Source organism: Paraburkholderia rhizosphaerae, assembly GCF_004366595.1.
Classification (GTDB): domain Bacteria; phylum Pseudomonadota; class Gammaproteobacteria; order Burkholderiales; family Burkholderiaceae; genus Paraburkholderia; species Paraburkholderia rhizosphaerae.
In genome coordinates, this window is the sequence record NZ_SORE01000008.1 from 202,777 (window position 1) to 219,192 (window position 16,416).

The following is a 16,416-nucleotide window of genomic DNA, read 5'->3' on the forward strand; positions in this document are numbered from 1 at the left end:
TTACTGCTGATCCGGCTCGGGGCTGTTGCACATCCACTGCCAGATCCGTGCCGCATCTCGCTCGGCCTTGCCGATGCGTGCGGCGAGCGTGGCGCTCATGGCGTCGTCGCGACAGATCGGGGTGCCCAACAGGCGCCGGCTGAGCATCGCTTCTTCATGCAGCGAGCCAAATAACGCAGCAAGCTGGTTCTCCATGGTTTCGGCCTGCAGCGCAAGCAGGCTTTGTGCGGAGAATGCGTGGCCGGCGCGGCATCGAAAGCGCAGTATCCGCTCGTCGCGTACTTCGAACAGCACGTTGCGGCAGTCGGGACAATTGAATCCGGACGGGCTGCCCGACCTCTCGAATGCCGACCACTCGTCAGGACCCAACACACCTTCGGCGATACGCGTTTCGATCCTGATCAGCTCGTCGTGCGCGTCCGGCGCGGTAATGGACAAATCGTCATGGGCCAGCATCACGAGCAGATCTCCCATTTCGGCCAGTGCGCAGCAGTGGTCGACGCCGACATGGGCCCGCGCGCTGAGCGGCATCGACGGCGCGAGCGCCTCCGACGGCTCCTGCACGATTGCCATTCCGCCCCGGTCCTTGACAGCCAGCAAGCCGGCCGTACCGTCGTCGAGATGCCCGGTCAGCACGACACCGACGACCGCCGGACCGTACGCGTTGGCGCTGAGCGAAACAGCGGATCGAGCGCGGGCCGCGTGTGATTTTCGCGCGGGCCCTGCGACAGGCGGATATGGTCCCGCTGCACTAGCATATGGTGGTCCGGAGGCGCGACATAAATGCGCGCCTTCTGGATAATCTCGCCGTTTTTCGGATGAACCGCCGGCAAGCGGCCGGCCCTGCTGAGAATGCTGGGCAGCGTGCCCGGGCTGCTGGCGCCGATGTGCTGCACGACGAAAACCGGCGCCGGAAAGTCGGCGGGCAACTGCCTGACGAGTTTCGATAGTGTGTCGATGCCGCCATGCGATGCACCTACGACGAAAATTCTGTCTTTCATGATCGACCTCGTATGCCAGGCATGCGCTTCATGATGTCCGTGAAGTTGCCGCCGGCCGTTGATGTTCGTCAATCTTGAGCACCAGCTCCCAATACTGGGCGGATTCGATGACTGGCAGCGCAACCTCGGTGTCGCACGCAATCGCGATCGCGAGTTCGCCGACGCTCAGTGGTTCCGCAGCGGCGCGCTGCGCGTCCAGCACGGCGAGGTCGGCATCCGACAGATCGGCGCGCGAGCGCGCGCGTGCCGCCACGCGCGACGCGATGCACGCGTCGCTCGCACGAAAATCGAGCAGCCGCGCCGGCACACCCAGTTCGGCTGCGAGATCAATGAACGCCAGGCGGTGCTTGCGCTTCAGGAACGTCGCATCGACGATCACGCTATAGCCATTGCGCAAGATTTCGCGTGCCGTATCGAGCAGCCGCGCGTAGGTGAGGTCGATCTCGCTGGCGGTGTACGCCGCGGCGGACAATGCCCGCTGCCGCAGCGGCTCCAAGGCTCGAGTCCGCTTGCGAAGCGCATCGCTCGACACGCGTATGGCCGGATAGAGATCGGCGAGCGCACGGCTCGCCACCGATTTCCCCGAGCCGGAGTAACCGTGGCACAGCAGCAGCGCGCGTGGCCGTGCGGCCGCCGGCTCGTTCATCGCGGCGATGGCGGTTGCAAGGTAACGCTCGCTCGTCGCGCGCGAAGCGGGAGTATCGGCCCCGAGCCGCGTGACGTACGCGCGCACCAGCGCCCGGTATGCAATGTACAGCCGCAGCGGCACGAGTGCGCCGTAGTCGCCGGTTGCGTCGAGCCAGCGGTTTAGCAACCGGCTCGCGAGGTCGGCGCGGCCCTGTGCGCGCAGATCCATCAGCACGAACGCGAGATCGCTCGCGACGTCGATCCAGCGCAGCGCATCGTCGAAATCGATGCAATCGAACATCAGCACGCCGCACCGCCAGCGGACGATATTGTTCAGATGCAGATCGCCATGGCAGCTGCGCACAAAGCCCGAGGCGCGGCGCGCGTCGAGCGTACCGGCGACGCGGGCGTATTCGTCGCCGCACCAGCGGCGCAGCGGTTCGATGCGGGCTGTGCCGATGCGAGTCGCGCAACCATCGAGCACCGCGTCGAGCTGCGAGCGCAACAGCGCGGCGCTTCCCAGCACGCGACGCGGCACGTCGCGCGGCGCATGCAGATGGGACATCGCGAGCCGCGCCGCTGCGTGGTCGACATCGGCAAGCTGCAACGCGTGACGCTCGAGCAGATGTGAAAACAGCATCCGCTCGTCGAAGCGGCGCATTCTGACCGCGTACTCGTCGACGGCGGCGCCGCGTCGCGAAGACCGGTTCGCAGGCCAATTGGAGCCGACCCGCACGAGACTGAGATAGAGCGGCCGCGCAAGCACGCGGTTCAGGCGTAGCTCGGCTTCGCAGCTGCGCCTGCGGGCCGCCGGATCGGTGAAGTCGACGAATCCGAACGCGACGGGTTTCTTGATCTTGTAGGCGAAGCGGCCCGCGAGATACACGATAGAGAGATGCGTTTCACGGCGCTCGATGCATGCGGCCGGATGCGCGTAAAAGCTGGGCCGGCGCATCGCGCGGTCGAGCGCGCGCAACGCGCGGCGCGTCTGGCGCTGCCGGGCCGAACTGCGCTGCCGGGCTGTGCCACCCGGGGGCGCTGCATCATCGGGATGTCGCATCGTCGGTGGGCCTCGTATCGGTGGAATCGTCGCGATAGATCAGATAGTGCTCGCGCAGCGGCATGAACGCGGCGCTATCGCTCGCGGCAACGCTGGCGGCATCGGCTGCGCTGGCGTCGCGCGCAAGCGCGGTCCAGACGCGTGTCGAGCCGATTGCGTCGCGCGTGGCCGCGAAATCGAACTGCTCGGGGTACAGGCGCCGCAGCGTGGCGAGCAGCGCCAGGCCAAGCGATCCCGGCTCGCGGCGCGCGTGTGCACTGGCTATGCGCACGCCATGGCAAAGTGCGCCGCGCCATGTCGATTCGGTCGGCACGAAGTCGATGGGCGCGAAGTGGGCATCGCTGGAAGCCGCATTGAGCGCAGCGGCGAGCGCCACGCCATCGATCCACGGCGCGCCGATCCATTCGAACGGGTTCGGCGTGCCGCGCCCAACGCTGAGGTTCGCTCCTTCGACCAGCGCGACGTCCGGATACAGATCGAGCGCCGCCGGTGACCGCAGGTTCGGCGACAGCGGGACCCAGCCGAGGCCGGTGTCGGCGAAGCGCATCGCGCGCCGGTAGCCCGCCATCGGCACCACGCGCAGATCCGCGCCGATCCGGCGTTCGCCGTTGAAAAGCGTGGCCAGTTCGCCGAGCGTCATGCCAGGCATGAGCGGTAGCGGAAAGTAGCCGGTGAACGACTCGCGCCCGGCATCGAGCCGCGGACCGCCGGCGCGGTCCGCGCCGAGCGGGTCGGGCCGGTCGAGCACGAAAACCGGAATATGGCGCGCCGCCGCGGCTTCGAGCACGAAACCCAAGGTCGTCTCGTACGTGAAGAAGCGCACGCCCGCGTCCTGAATGTCGAACACGAGCGCATCGAGGTTCGCGAGCGCATCGGCGGGAACACGCCGGGACTCACCGTACAGGCTGCGCACGACGAGGCCGCTTTGCGGGTCCCGCGTGTCGGCAACCGGCGCATCGACGTTGGTCGCGAGTCCATGCTCGGGCGCGAACAGCACGGCGAGCGCGACGCCGTCCGCGTGCTGCAGCAGATCGATCGTGCGTTGGCCGGTCGCGTCGAATCCGCTGCGGTTCGTGACGAGCCCGATGCGCATGCCGGCAAGCGGTGCGAAGCGCTGTGCGACGAGCACGTCGATGCCGGTCCGGACTGGGCCGCTCGAACGCGGCAGCCGCGTTGCCGCGTCGATCGCCGCCCGCACTGACGGCAGCCGCTGCTCGATGCCGGCCGTCGCGACCGGCGCCGACAGGCTCGCGACGAGCGAAGACAGCTGCTCGCGCAGCGGACCGGCGTCGCCGCTTCCATCCGGATAAACACGATTCGTCAGCACGATCAGGAAGCGTTGCGTGACGAAGTCGATCCAGATGGCCGTACCGGTGTAGCCGGTATGGTAGATCGATCCGGCGGGCGGCAGGCGATCCCGGTTCGCGGCGAGCGGCGCGGCGAGCGCCCAGCCGAGCCCGCGCCACGGGAGCGCGTCGAGCGGGCTGGCGGGCGCGGCCAGTTGAACGATGCTGTCGGCGCGCAGTACACGCGCGCCGCCCAGCGTGCCGCCGAGCAGCATCATCTGTGCGAAGCGCGCGAGGTCGTCGGCGGTTGAAAAGAGGCCGGCGTTTCCCGCCACGCCGCCCATGCGCGCGGCAAGCGGGTCATGCACGCGAGCGCGGCGCATCTGTTGTGCGTCGGCGCTCGTCGGTGCGGCGCGCCGCGCGAGCGCGCTTTCCGGCACGAACGTCGTGTCGCGCATGCCGAGCGGCGCGAAGATGTGGCCACGGCAGTACGCATCCAGCCGTTCTCCGGTGACGCGTTCGACCAGCGCGCCGAGTACGAGAAAGTTGACGTCGCTGTAAAGCACCTGCACGCCGGGCGGCGCGCGCGGCGCCAATGCGCTCGCGGCGCGCAGCGTCGCCGCGCGTGATGCAACGCCGGCGCCGTAGCGCGACGGCAATTCGGCCGGCAGCCCGGACGTGTGCGCGAGCAGTTCGCGCACGGTAATCGTGCCCTTGCCGTGCGCGGCGAAAGCCGGCCAGTAGCGCGCAACCGGCGCATCGAGCTGAAGGCGTCCGTGTTCGGCAAGCTGCAGCACCGCGGTCGTGGTCGCGATGACCTTGGTCAGCGACGCCAGATCGAACACGGTGTCAGCTGTCATGGCGTCGTCGCGTTGCAGATGCGAGCGGCGGCCGGCGGCCGTGCGATACAGCACGCGTTGTGCGTCGCCGGCGATGACGACCGCGCCGGGCACATGGCCGGCTGCGATTTGCGCGTCGACAATCCGCTGCGATTCACCGCGCGCCGTTGCATTGAACGGTTCGGGGTCGCCCGCTGCCGCGGGTAGCGATACGAAGGCTGCCGCGCAGATCGACACTACACGCGCGAACCGCAGGCGGGTGCGCATCGACCAGCCGGTTAGCGCGGCAATTGTTCGGGGTCGTAGCGGTTGCGCGGATTCCATAGCATCCAGCCATTCGTGTGCTCGGCATCCGCAGCGTCGACCTGCGCACGGATCTCGTCGGCGTCGAAGTCGCGATGATCGAATGCATAGTCGCGAAACGCCTGCAGCCATGGCCTGAAGCGCACGCCGGGCAGTCCGGTGCGTTTTTGCGCCTCGGCGAGGGAGCGGCGCACGATCTGGCCGGGATCGGCGGTCGGTTTCGTGCAGCCGGGCAGTCCCCATGTGAAACCGGACGGATAGAGCATCGGCGAAATATAGTCGAGCGGCGCACCAAGCTGTTCGATCTGCTGACCGATCGCCGTATCGTCGAGATTCCAGCACACGTAGCCGAAGATGTCGGCGGATACGAAGACGTTGTATTGCGTGAGGCGTTCGCGCGCCGCGGCGAGAAAGCCGGTGATCGCCGCGGTGCGGTTCGCGCGCGTGTTCGGCTGTGCGAAGCGCAGGCCAGGTGCATCCGGAAAACGGACGTAGTCGAACTGGATTTCGTCGAAGCCGAGTCGCGCCGCTTCTTCGGCGACGTCCAGATTGTGCGCCCACGCGTCGCGCTCGAACGGGTCGATCCACCGCAGCTGTTCGCGATCGCGCCAGATGTTTCCGTGCTCGTCGCGTACCGCCCATTCGGGATGCGCGTCGGCGAGCGGGTCGTCCTTGAAGACAACGATGCGCGCGATCAGATAGAAGCCGTCGCGATGCAGATCGGCGACCAGCGCAGCGAAGTTGCGCATCGGCGCCGGATGCGCGGGCAGCCTCGTGGTGGCGCCTGTCGCGACACGCGCGGCGCTCGGGTACGGTGTGATGCCGCGATCGCCCTTGACGTCGATCACGAGCGCGTTGATGCCGTTGGTGTCCCGCAGGTTCACCGCGGCGTCGCGCAACGTCGGGTTCAGAATGCCGTACACGGACAGATAAACGGCCTTTGGGCGGAACGGTGTCAGCATCACCGTCACCGGCGCGTCGCCCGACACCTGCGCGCGTGCACGCAGATAGCCGGGCGCGCGCGCATCGATCATCGGCGCGAGCGAGTCGCTTGCGAAGCGGCCGTCCGCCGCGGCCCGCTGGGCCGCGCCGTCGATCGTGACCCATGCGCCCGGCACCGGTTCGCGCGTCGCCGCGTTGAGCACGATGCCTTGCATCTGCGCGGCAACCGGCGCCGGCCCGGCAAGCACGGCGCACAGCGCGAGGGCCAGCGTACGGATGAGCGCGGCGACGCGCATCGGCGAGTGCGTCATTGGCGCTCCCCGTCGGCCGGCGGGCGTGTTTCCGTCTCGCCGAGCAGACGGCCGAGCACGCGCGGCGTGCACCCATCGACCATCAGGAAGCGGGGCAGGCTCAGCAGCGCGTCGCTGCGCCGCAGCCGGCGCCCTTCGATCGTCACCCCGGCGACATAGCCGGCCGACTGCGCAAGCTCGACGAGCTCATCGTCATGAATGCCGAACGGCCACGCAATCATGTCGACATGGCCGCCGACTTCGCGCTCGATCAGGTCGCGCGAATGCGTGAACTGCGTGGTCGCGAAGCGGCGGAATGCGTCCGGCGACCGGCGGCGTTCCTCGACATCGAAGTTCGGATGCCACCATGTATGCGATTGCACATCGAAGAACCCGGTCGCTTTTAGCGCGCGCAACTGGTCCCAGCTCAACGCATAGGGCGCGTTCGAGATCGCCGAAGGATAGACAAACAGCGTGACGGGAATGCGCTCGCGCACGACGATCGGCATCATCACGTCATACACGGAGCGATGGCCGTCGTCGACCGTCACCGCGACCGCCTTCGGTGGCAGCGTCGCTGAGCGGTCGCGCAGCCACGCGACGATGTCCGCGAGCGGCACGATCCGGTAGCCGTGCTCGCGCAGAAACGCGAGCTGGGCCTCGAACGTGACGACGCGCACCGTCATCGAGTCATCGGCGCTCGCCGCGAAGCGGTGATAGACGAGTATCCCAATCATCGGCGCTGCCTGGCTGGCCGTGACGGTGCCGTCCGGCAGCACGGCGAGCACGTCCGGCGCCATCGCGGCGAGCGACAGGCATAGCGCCCACGCGAAGCCGGACACGATGCGCAGCAGCAGGCCGCGGCGGGCGCGCGGCACGATCGGGCGGGCGTTGACGAGGCTGCGGGCCATCAGAACTCCCGCGCGAATGCATCGTTGCCGTCGATACCCGCGTGCCGCGCAGGCGGGCGCGCAATCATGCAGTCCGTGGTCAGCAGCAGCGACGCAACGGAAATGGCGTTCTGCAGCGCGATGCGGGAAACCTTCACCGGATCGACGATGCCCGCTTCGAACATGTCGCCATAGGTGCCGCGTGCGGCGTCGTAGCCCCATGCGCCCGTTGCGGCGGCGACTGCATGAACCACGGCCTGCGCATCGGCGCCGGTATTAAGCGCGATCTGCCGCAACGGCGCCGCCAGTGCGTCGCAGAGAATGCGCGCGCCAGTGCGCAGTGCCTCGGTGCCGCCATCGCCTTCCAGTACGCTGCGCGCGCGCAGCAGTGCGACACCGCCGCCCGGTACGATGCCTTCCTCGACTGCCGCGCGGGTCGCATGCAGCGCGTCTTCGAAACGGTTCTTGCGCTCGCGCAATGCGGTTTCAGTTGCTGCGCCGACCCGAATCACCGCGACGCCGCCGGCCAGTTTCGACAGACGCTTCACTAGCGTGTCGCGCTCGCGACCGGCGCCGGCGGCATCGATGCGCTTTCTGAGCCCGGCGATGCGCTCGTCGACGCGCGCCCGGTCACGGTGGCCGATCACGATGGTCGTCGTGTCGCGCGTAATCTCGACGCGCCGGGCGGTCCCGAGGTCGGCGAGCGTCGCATGCTCGAGCGTGCGTCCGGCTTGCGCGGAGATCAGATTGGCGCCGGTCAGCGCCGCGAGGTCGGCGAGCTGGTCGCCGCGCGCGTCGCCGAATCCCGGTGAGCGGATTGCACACGACTTCAACGTGCCGCGCAGATGGTTGACGACCAGCGTCGCGAGCGCTTCGCCTTCCACTTCATTCGCGACGAGCAGAAGCGGCTTGCCGGTGCTGCTTAGCGCCTCGAGAATCGGCAGCAACTGTGCAAGCGAGCTGATGTTCATGTCGCACAGCAGGATGCGCGGCTCCTCCAGTACGACTTCGTGACTGTCCGCCGGCACGAAGAGCGGCGACAGGTAGCCGCGTTCGATCAGCGATCCGTCGACGGTCTCGAGTTCGTCTTCGAGCTTCGAGCCGTCCTCGATACTGATCGCGCCTTCATTGCCGACGCGTTCGACTGCTTGCGCGACCAGCGTGCCAATGCTCGTGTCGCCGCTCGCGGAGATCGTCGCAATCTGCCGCATTTCATCCGCGCTCGAGCACGGTTTCGCAATGCGGCGCAGTTCGTCGACGACGCGCTTACCGGCCGACTCGAGCGCGCGTTTTAGCGCCATCGGGTCGTGCCCGGCGGCGACGCAGCGGTTGCCTTCGATCATGATCGCCTGCGCGAGCGTGGTGGCGGTCGTCGTGCCATCGCCGGCGATCTCGCTGGTGCGGGTCGCGACCTCCCGCAACAGCCGCGCGCCCATTTCGGCAAATGGTTCGGTAAGGTCCACGGCGCCCGCAACGATCACTCCCGAGTTGGCGACGAGCGGCGCCTGATCCGGTTTCTCGACGATCACGTTGCGCCCGCCCGGCCCGAGCGTGACCTTGACCGCTTCGGCAAGGGCATTGACGCCATTGAGCAGTAGCTGGCGCGCATCCTGATGGAACACGAGGTTTCTGGCTGTCACGATGGGCTCCATGAAGTCGTTCTGGCCGGTGACGGAGCACGGCGCACGCGGCGCGTCGGTTTTCGCTGGTCCCGCCTTTGTCCATTGAACCGGCGCGGCGCACGCGCGCTATTGATCTGAGTCAAGCGTCCCGACGCTGCGCGCCCCGGCGACGCGTGCATTGATCGATATCAAGCCGCATGCCGCGGACTGCGCGATGCTTGTCGTCGGGCACTGTGCGCCGGCCCGGCGACAGGCCGACAGAGGAGCAGGCCAATGAAGCTCGATGCCAGCTTCGGGCGCATCGCATCGTATGTGGCGCGCCGGCGGAGGTTCGTATGAGCACGCAGGACCATCCGGCCGCCGCGTGCGACTCCGGTCGCTCGCCGGCGGGCCTTCCATACTGGCGCGTGCTGATCGCCGCCTGGGGCGGTCGGCTGCCCGCGCACAGCATCGACTACGCGTGCGCGGCGCTGAATCCGGGTGCGATGTTCCATGTCGTCGCGGCGGTGGCGCCGCACGATGCGGACGATCCGGATGCCATGCCGCGCGCGCGGTGTCAGTCAGCAAACATGATGCAGGCCGCGTGCAATCTGCTGGTCGCGCGCGGCCGTCATGCAAACGGCGAATTGCTGACGCTGCCGCAACGGGACTCGAACAGTGCCGAGTTGCTCGCCGCCGCCGCCGCGCGTTGGGGCACCGACCTTGTACTGACGTCGTGGTCGAGTCCGGCGCATGTCGCGCGTTTTGCGCGTTGCCCGGTGCTGCTGCTGCCTGACGTCGGGACGAGCCATTACGGTGCTCCGCCGCGCCGCTTCTTCGTCGCGAGCGATGACAGCGACGCGTCATGCGCCGCCGTGGACGAGGTCACGCGCATCATGGCGCCGGGCGACGAGCACAGGATCGCGCGAGTCGCTCTCGACCCACGCAACGCGCCGCCTGCCGATACTGTCGATGCGGTCGTGCTGCAGGCGTCTGCGCATGGCGGCAATCTGGCGCGTGCGATCGCGGCCGCCGCGCTCGAATGGCAGGCGGACCTGCTGGTGCTCGGTACGCATGCGGGCGAACCGTCCGACAAATGGCGCTTCGCGAGCATCGCGGAGCAGGTCGCGCAGATCAATGAGCTGCCGTTGCTGCTGGTGCCGCTGGTACCACAAGTGCGGTCTGGAGCACGCGGCAGGTGACGCCGCGCGCTTGCCACACACCACGGGACGCGCGATGAAAAATCCGCTGAAAGACCTGACGAACCCGATCAAGCCAGGCTTCGACTTCGCGACGCTCGCCGTCATATTCGGCCTCGCGCTGCTGTTCGCGGTTCAACTGATCGGGCTGAAGAGGGTAACGTGGCCAATCGCGTACAGCGACTTCGTCCGTCTGGTCGATGCCGCGCAGGTCGACGACCTGGAAATCAGTCCGACGCGCATCACGGGTCGCCTGAAAACGCCGGGGGCGGCGAAATTGCTGCCGGCGTCCGACGCGGCCGCATTCGATGCGCAAGGCGCGCCGTGGAGCTTCGAGACGCTGCGCGTCGCCGACGACCGGCTTACCGCGAGGCTCGACGCCGCGGGCATCCGCTACAGCGCGGTGGCCGATGGCACATGGCTTGGCTCGCTGATCGCGTGGGCCGCGCCGCTGGTGGTGCTGTTCGCGTTATGGACATGGGTCGCACGACGCTCGAGCGGCCTGCGCGACTATGCGGGCATCGGCAAAAGCAAACCGCAACTGTATGCGCAGAGTGAGACGGGCATCACCTTCGACGACATTGCGGGTATCGACGAAGCGAAGGCCGAGCTCAAGCAGATCGTCGCATTTCTCTGCAATCCGGAGCGCTACCGGCGCCTGGGCGGGAAGATTCCGAAAGGCGTGCTGATCGTCGGTGCGCCGGGCACCGGCAAGACGCTGCTCGCGAAAGCGGTGGCGGGCGAAGCCGGAGTGCCGTTTTTCTCGATCAGCGGTTCGGCGTTCGTCGAGATGTTCGTCGGCGTCGGCGCGGCGCGGGTGCGCGACCTGTTCGAGCAGGCTCAGCAGAAGGCGCCATGCATCGTGTTTATCGACGAACTCGACGCGCTGGGCAAGGTGCGCGCCGCCGGCTCGCTGTCGGGTAACGAGGAGCGCGAGCAGACGCTTAACCAGCTGCTCGTCGAAATGGACGGCTTCCAGCCGAACTCCGGCGTGATCATCATGGCGGCGACCAACCGGCCGGAAATTCTCGATCCCGCGCTGCTGCGCCCTGGGCGATTTGACCGGCATATCGCCATCGACCGCCCGGACCTGATGGGACGCAAGCAGATTCTGGCGGTTCATACGCGGCGTGTCGTGCTTGCCCCGGACGTCGATCTCGCGGAAGTTGCGTCGCGCACGCCCGGTTTCGTCGGTGCGGATCTCGCGAATGTGGTCAACGAAGCCGCGTTGCACGCGGCGGAGCAGGACAAGGCCGCGGTCGGCATGTGCGACTTCGACGAGGCGATCGACCGCGCGATGACCGGCATGGAGCGCAAGAGCCGCGTGATGAACGCGCAGGAAAAGCTGACCATCGCGTATCACGAAGCAGGGCACGCGCTCGTCGCGCTCAGTCGCGCGCATTGCGATCCGGTGAAGAAGGTGTCGATCATTCCGCGTGGCATCGCGGCGCTCGGCTATACGCAGCAGGTGCCGACCGAAGACCGCTACGTATTGCGCCGCAGCGAACTGCTCGATCGGCTCGACACGCTGCTCGGCGGCCGCGTGGCGGAGGAAATCGCATTCGGCGACGTATCTACCGGTGCGCGGAACGATCTGGAACAGGCGACCCTGATCGCCCGCCACATGGTCGCCCGCTACGGAATGAGCGCGCGAGCCGGCATCGCGACGCTTGGCGACGTCGACGGCGACGACCTTCAGCCGGCCCTCGCCCGGCTGCGCGGTGCGAGCTGTAGCGAACACACCGCGCAACTGATCGACGACGAAGTGCGCGAACTGCTCGCAGACGCGCACGAGCGCGTCAAGCAGACGCTTGTCGCACAGCGCGCGACGCTGGAGCGGATTGCACGGGCTCTGCTCGAGCGGGAAGTCCTCGAGCGCAGCGAATTACTGAGTCTGGCCGGCGACTCGGCGCGTCACAGCGTCGGCGTCCGCGAAGCCGCAATGAGCCGGCGCGTTGCCGGCGCGAAGTCACCCGGCGTACTGGAGGATCACGACCATGAATGAAATCGCAGCTACACCCGCTGCCGGCTCGGTGCGCGCGATCGTACGAGTCGAGTTGGCCGTCGATGCGTCGCTGGCATCGGAGCGGCTCGCCGCCTATGTACGCGATATTGTGCATCCGGGCATGCACGTGTCGGTGGTCAGCATCGCCGAGAACCCACGCGTGCTGACGCCGCAGTTGAGCTTCATCGATGCGGCGCTCGATGCCGCGCGCGACGAATTGCGGTGCGATGCGCGCGACGCGCTCGGACGCGCGAGCGGGATAGTGAGCACCAGCGGCGCGGACGTCGATGCACGCCTGATCGATCTTTCGCGTGAAGGAGGCGTGGTCGCCGATGCACTGGTTGCCGACGCGCTCGCGTGCCACGCCGACCTGCTCGCGGTGGGCGCCGGGCAGCGTCGAGGCATGTTGCGCTGGACCGACGCCAGCGTGTCCCGACAGGTCACGCGCGACGCTCACTGCTCGATGCTGATCGTGCCGGAGGACTTCGAGCGTGACAACGCCGGGCCGCTCACGCGCATCATGTTCGCACTGGACGGCAGTGCCGCGTCGCTGTACGCGATGCGTTTTGCGTTGCCGCTCGCGTCCGCGCAAACCGGTCTGCTGGCCGCATACGTGGTTGACCGCGCAGTGCGGCTCGTCGATATCGCACCGACGGCGATGCTGGAAAACGCTTATATCGCTGAGGGCGAACGCGCGCTTGGCCATGCGGCGACGATCTTCGCCCGCTATCCGAATTCCGCCAGGACCGCGCTGCTTTCGACCCGTCTGATCAACGACGACGTGGCGCATGCGCTCGTGCGTGAAGCGGTGCGAGCCGGTGCCGAATTGCTGGTGGTCGGCACGCACGGACGACGCGGACTCTCCGGCTGGCTGCTCGGCAGTGTCGCAAGACGCGTCGCGCGCTTGTCCCATGTGCCGGTGCTACTGGTGCGGCCGCCGGTGAACTGAACGTGCTTGAGCGCAGCCGCGCGATACGCACGCGTGTCGTTCATGCGCGCGTGGCGGCGACGTGCCGCTGACGGAGCTTCAAGAACGCACGATGCTGCGGGCCTGCTTCGATGAGCGCATGCACGGACGCGCCACGGGCCACTTTCGTGCGGACTTTCTGTCTGCCGTGCCTGACGTCAACGTGTGTGACTCCTGACGAGCGAGCGCAACTGCGTCAGTCCGGCCAGCTCGGCAAGGGCAGCACGGCAGCGCGGATGCGCGCACGCGACCGACACCAGTACCAGCGATCCCGGTAGCGCGAGAAAACCGATCAGTAGAATCCGCTTGAGCACGTCGCGCCTCGTTAGCCGATGGATGACGATCTCAGCGTAGGACACCGCGGCGCAAGAGCGCTTGACGCATGTCAAGCGTCGCCAATCGCGTTCCGGCCGTGCGCGCGTCGCTGTATCAGCTGGACCGATCGCCCTTTAGCGACGACTCCGGAAAGCAGATATGCACACTGAAGCCCGCGCCGGGCTTCGTATCGAACGTGATGGTTCCATGCAATTGCCTGACGCGTTCGCGCATGCCGAGCAGGCCGAACGATTTGCGATCGCGGGGCGCCGTGGGGACCGGCGGCGCGCCCACACCGTCATCGGAAATATCCAGCATGCAACCATCCTCCGCGCGTTTCAGGCTGACGACGACCGTGTGCGCCTGCGAATGCCGGGCAACGTTGGTGAGCGCCTCCTGCACGATGCGGAAGATCGTCAGCGCGGCGAACTCGTCTGTGTCGCTATCGGTCGGTACGCGCGCTATGGCGCGAATGCCATATCGCTTCGAAAAATCCTCGACGAGCCAGTCGAGCGCTGACGACAGACCGAGATCGTCGAGCAGTGGCGGGCGCAGGTCCGCGGAAATGCGGCGCAGCGATGCGGCCATCGTGTCGACCTGCGCCTGCAGCTCGCGTGCTTCCGCTAGCGGTTCGGTCAAGCCCGTCACCATCTGAAGGCGGGTCTGCAGCAGCGCGACGCCCATTTTCAATGCGGTCAGTTGCTGTCCGAGATCGTCGTGCAGTTCGCGGGCAATGCGCTTTTGTTCGTTTTCGCGCGCGATCTGCATTTGCGTCGTCACCTCGCTTGCATGTTCGAGCGCCGCGAGGCGCGTCCGTTCAGTCATGTCGCGCGTCACTTTCGCAAAGCCAAGCAAGGTGCCCGATGCATCGCGCACCGCCGAAATGACTACATTGGCCCAGAACCGCGAGTGGTCACGGCGCACTCGCCAGCCTTCATCTTCGACGCGCCCGGTTGTGGCGGCGATTTCCAGTTCGCGAGCGGGCTTGCCGGCCGCGATGTCCTCGGGCGTGTAAAAGGTCGAAAAATGCCGGCCGATGATTTCGTCGGGGGAATAGCCTTTGATGCGCTGTGCGCCCGAATTCCAGCTGGCAACCCGGCCGGCCGGGTCCAGCATGAAGATCGCGTAGTCGCGCACCGCATCGATCAGCATCTGGTAGCGGTCTTCAATCGCAATATCCGAATACGATCGATTTCCACCCGCCGATGAATCGTGTGAAGGCATTGTCAGTCATCTCCACTCAGGACGAGCCGGCGGGCACTGGCAACGCTGCCTCGGCACGTGCACAGCATCAACAAAGACTGATCTGCATCAGGCAAGTTCCGGTCGCGCGGACCGAGTATTGGATACAAGCGTCACGCGCGGTGCGTTCGCATTGTTTTCAGAGGAGGCAGCAATGGGACTGGACTTCCGCGTGCTGGAGAAAGTCGCGTTTTCTCTCGTTGTCGGATTCGCCATCATTCTGCTCGCATTTATCGTTTACGCAAAGTATCCCGGTCTGATCAAGCAGATCGACGACGCGGTGCCGACCATGGGCGACTATCCGCTGTTGTGTCTCTTTCGGGAAACGGTCGATTGCCCGCTGCGCTTTACCGGCATGTGCTGCGCTTGACATACGTCAACTGTGGCCTCGCAGGGGCCGGTACGCTTGGTAAAACCATGCGTCGCTGCAGGCGGGCGGGGCATCGGACAAGAGCAGAAGACGAAGACCGACATGCAACTGAAGAAGGACGTCGAGCACGAACTCGAATGGGATCCGGCGATCAACGCCGCCGGCCAACCGACATGGCGGGCCGGATAGGCAAGTTGTGTCCAAACCGCGCTGGACCGGCGCGTTTCCGGTCCATCCCCATCGCATCGATGGATTTTCAAGGAGAACACGTGATGAGCAACCTGACACGATATGACCCATTTTCGATGGATCCGATTCCTGACCTGTTTCAGGGTCTGTTCCGGCCGATGCGCAGCATCCTTAGCCAGCAGGACACCGAACTGGCGACGATGAAAATCGATGTATCTGAAAACGATAGCGCCTACATGGTAAAAGCGGAGTTGCCCGGTATCGACAAGAAAGACATCGACGTGCAGATCGACGGCAACCATGTATCGATCAACGCGAAAGTCGAGCGGAAGGAAGAGCAGAAGGAAGGCGAGCGTGTGATTCGCCGCGAACGCTATTCGGGCTCGTTCAGCCGCGCGTTCTCGCTCGCGGGTGACGTCGACGAGAATGCGGCGAGCGCTGAGTACAAGGATGGCGTGCTGTCGCTGACGTTGCCGAAGAAGGCGCCCGCTGACCGCAAGCGTCTGTCGATCGGCTAAAGCGTGAGTCGCGTGACTCGCCGCGGGCTGCGTTGCGAACGCGGCCCGCGTTTTTTTGCGTCTTTAGTCGGCCAGCGACGTCAGTACCGTCGCGCGCTTGCCCACCGTCTGCGCGAGGATCGGCAACTCGTCTTCGTTCAGGCTGAGCGCATTGGCCAGCAGCCGGTGATTGATCCAGCCGCGCACGACGGTTGCGAGTCCTGCCGACGCACAGTACAACGATACGTTCTGCGAGATCGCGCCGGCGGACACTGCGGCAAAGATGTCGCGCTGCTGCGGCGCCATCTCGAGCAGCTTCGACATGCACACGACGTAGACGAGGTCGAGCGGCGCCGTGCCGACGAAGTCCTGGTAGCCGGTCATATTGCGCGCATCGACCGCGTGCTTGAGCACCAGCCGGTGCCCGGGCGCATCGTATCGGTAGACACCTTCTTCCAGCACCGCATAGACATCGACTTCGCGGAACGCATGCGCGGAAGGCGCAGTGCGGCCGCCGGTGGCTGGCCGGTTCACGCCGTTGGCGGCCCACAGAATGCCGCCGAGGGTGCCTTGCGTCAAACGGTCGTCGGCGAATTCACGCGTGCTGGCGCGTGTCCAGAGCGCGGTCATCAGCGACACCCCTGAATCGGTATCCGGCTGCGGCAGGTCGATCACGGCAGGTGCGTGGCTTCGCGGCGTAACCTCGCGGGCGGACGGCGAAGGCTCGTAAGTCAACAGTTCGATTTCGGTCATGTCACACTCCATTGAAGGCGGTCGATCCGCGTGAGCGCGC

13 protein-coding genes and 1 pseudogene are annotated in these 16,416 nt (G+C 66.5%); 5 read left to right on the plus strand and 9 right to left on the minus strand.

Going from position 1 to position 16,416, the window contains the following annotated elements; all coding sequences use genetic code 11:
* The 6 genes and pseudogenes from BX592_RS35155 to groL all read right to left on the minus strand — a co-directional run bounded on the left by BX592_RS35155 (nucleotide 1) and on the right by groL (nucleotide 8,878).
* Nucleotides 1–1,001, minus strand: a pseudogene (locus tag BX592_RS35155) (chemotaxis protein CheB).
* A 28-nt stretch (nucleotides 1,002–1,029) separates the two neighbouring features.
* Nucleotides 1,030–2,688, minus strand: a complete 1,659-nt coding sequence (locus tag BX592_RS12950; protein WP_134192167.1) for a bifunctional aminoglycoside phosphotransferase/ATP-binding protein — start codon at nucleotides 2,686–2,688, stop codon at nucleotides 1,030–1,032.
* Nucleotides 2,672–5,080: a serine hydrolase gene (locus BX592_RS12955; RefSeq protein WP_243849516.1), complete on the minus strand. Its 2,409-nt coding sequence runs from the start codon at nucleotides 5,078–5,080 to the stop codon at nucleotides 2,672–2,674. The genes BX592_RS12950 and BX592_RS12955 overlap by 17 nt, the downstream gene beginning before the upstream one ends.
* An 11-nt stretch (nucleotides 5,081–5,091) precedes the next feature.
* Nucleotides 5,092–6,273, minus strand: a complete 1,182-nt coding sequence (locus BX592_RS12960; protein ID WP_243849531.1) for a putative glycoside hydrolase — start codon at nucleotides 6,271–6,273, stop codon at nucleotides 5,092–5,094.
* 92 nt (nucleotides 6,274–6,365) lie between these two features.
* On the minus strand, nucleotides 6,366–7,259 hold the full coding sequence (locus BX592_RS12965) for a polysaccharide deacetylase family protein (RefSeq protein WP_134192169.1): 894 nt from the start codon (nucleotides 7,257–7,259) through the stop codon (nucleotides 6,366–6,368).
* Complete coding sequence (groL, locus tag BX592_RS12970; RefSeq protein WP_134192170.1) at nucleotides 7,259–8,878, minus strand: chaperonin GroEL; 1,620 nt, start codon at nucleotides 8,876–8,878, stop codon at nucleotides 7,259–7,261. The genes BX592_RS12965 and groL overlap by 1 nt, the downstream gene beginning before the upstream one ends.
* 317 nt (nucleotides 8,879–9,195) lie before the next feature.
* On the opposite strand from groL, the gene BX592_RS12975 reads away from it, so the two are divergent.
* Genes BX592_RS12975 through BX592_RS12985 form a run of 3 tightly spaced genes read left to right on the plus strand, consistent with a single transcriptional unit; the run spans nucleotide 9,196 to nucleotide 12,992 of the window.
* Nucleotides 9,196–10,041 (plus strand): universal stress protein, encoded by an 846-nt coding sequence (locus tag BX592_RS12975; RefSeq protein ID WP_166676351.1) that lies wholly within the window; start codon nucleotides 9,196–9,198, stop codon nucleotides 10,039–10,041.
* A gap of 34 nt (nucleotides 10,042–10,075) precedes the next feature.
* A complete protein-coding gene (gene ftsH / locus BX592_RS12980; protein ID WP_134192172.1) occupies nucleotides 10,076–12,043 on the plus strand; it encodes an ATP-dependent zinc metalloprotease FtsH in 1,968 nt (655 codons plus the stop codon).
* Nucleotides 12,036–12,992 carry a universal stress protein gene (locus tag BX592_RS12985; RefSeq protein ID WP_243849517.1) on the plus strand — a complete coding sequence of 319 codons (957 nt, stop codon included), beginning with the start codon at nucleotides 12,036–12,038 and terminating at the stop codon, nucleotides 12,990–12,992. The genes ftsH and BX592_RS12985 overlap by 8 nt, the downstream gene beginning before the upstream one ends.
* 176 nt (nucleotides 12,993–13,168) lie before the next feature.
* On the opposite strand, the gene BX592_RS33785 is transcribed toward BX592_RS12985, so the two are convergent.
* Together BX592_RS33785 and BX592_RS12990 are read right to left on the minus strand one after the other, a co-directional pair.
* Complete coding sequence (locus tag BX592_RS33785; RefSeq protein WP_166676352.1) at nucleotides 13,169–13,324, minus strand: hypothetical protein; 156 nt, start codon at nucleotides 13,322–13,324, stop codon at nucleotides 13,169–13,171.
* A 115-nt stretch (nucleotides 13,325–13,439) separates the two neighbouring features.
* Entirely contained in the window at nucleotides 13,440–14,555 is a 1,116-nt protein-coding gene (locus tag BX592_RS12990) for a PAS domain-containing sensor histidine kinase (protein ID WP_377681480.1), read from the minus strand.
* A gap of 166 nt (nucleotides 14,556–14,721) precedes the next feature.
* Here BX592_RS12990 and BX592_RS12995 point away from each other — a divergent pair, with 166 nt between their 5' ends.
* Both BX592_RS12995 and BX592_RS13000 read left to right on the plus strand, forming a co-directional pair.
* On the plus strand, nucleotides 14,722–14,937 hold the full coding sequence (locus tag BX592_RS12995; protein ID WP_134192174.1) for a hypothetical protein: 216 nt from the start codon (nucleotides 14,722–14,724) through the stop codon (nucleotides 14,935–14,937).
* Nucleotides 14,938–15,209: 272 nt separating this feature from the next.
* Complete coding sequence (locus BX592_RS13000; protein WP_134192175.1) at nucleotides 15,210–15,644, plus strand: Hsp20/alpha crystallin family protein; 435 nt, start codon at nucleotides 15,210–15,212, stop codon at nucleotides 15,642–15,644.
* 63 nt (nucleotides 15,645–15,707) lie between these two features.
* On the opposite strand, the gene BX592_RS13005 is transcribed toward BX592_RS13000, so the two are convergent.
* A complete protein-coding gene (locus BX592_RS13005) occupies nucleotides 15,708–16,376 on the minus strand; it encodes a nitroreductase family protein (RefSeq protein WP_134192176.1) in 669 nt (222 codons plus the stop codon).
* Nucleotides 16,377–16,416: the final 40 nt, after the last annotated feature.